This is a genomic window from Ruegeria sp. AD11(2025), assembly GCF_056542405.1.
In genome coordinates this window covers 1-531 of sequence record NZ_JBQFZU010000167.1, presented here as the reverse complement: position 1 = coordinate 531, position 531 = coordinate 1, and the positions used below count along the sequence as shown (strand labels likewise).

Genomic DNA, 531 nt, shown 5'->3' with positions numbered 1-531 from the left:
GAGGTGCCAGAGCCTGCTTTAGGCCAAAGTGTTTCGGATTGAACCTTGTTTTTTCGTTTTGATCTGGCAGCATCGGGCCAGAGGATCGGAGCGCGATCTCGACCTACTAATAAAGAGCAGGTGGTTATGAAACATATCTATGGCTCGGTTGTTTTTCTTGCATTTTGTGCGTGCGCACCAAACAGTCAAACCGGATCCGGCACCGAAACCGATCTGGAGGCGAGCTGCGAGGCTCTGGTCGCTGCGGAAACAGGCAGAGGGCCGGGCGATGTATCGACCCTCTCCACCCAATCAAGTCCGACCGGTACAGTCACATCGGTTTCCGTTGCCGGTGCCGACGCACCCTGGCTGTGCCGCGCCGATGCTGGAGGCGTCATCACCGGCGTTGGATACAGTCAGGAGGGTTAGGAAGATTACGTGACCCGGTGGCGTGTGATTTCCATTGGCCCAAAACTTGTTTTCCAAACCAAAGGTTAGACTATGAATAATACGCATTATTTCATTCGCGTTCTGATCTGCGCCAGCTTATGC

The 531-nt window shown here is 53.7% G+C and carries 1 protein-coding gene; it reads left to right on the top strand.

Annotated elements, in window-relative coordinates:
* Positions 1 to 126 precede the first annotated feature (126 nt).
* Positions 127 to 408, top strand: coding sequence for a hypothetical protein (locus tag ACR1XY_RS24915; protein ID WP_170435100.1), 282 nt, complete (start codon positions 127 to 129; stop codon positions 406 to 408).
* Positions 409 to 531: the final 123 nt, after the last annotated feature.

Bases quoted from the DNA above. Each gene is read 5' to 3' on its own strand.
- ACR1XY_RS24915 (WP_170435100.1), top strand. From the start codon at position 127: ATGAAACATATCTATGGCTCGGTTGTTTTTCTTGCATTTTGTGCGTGC.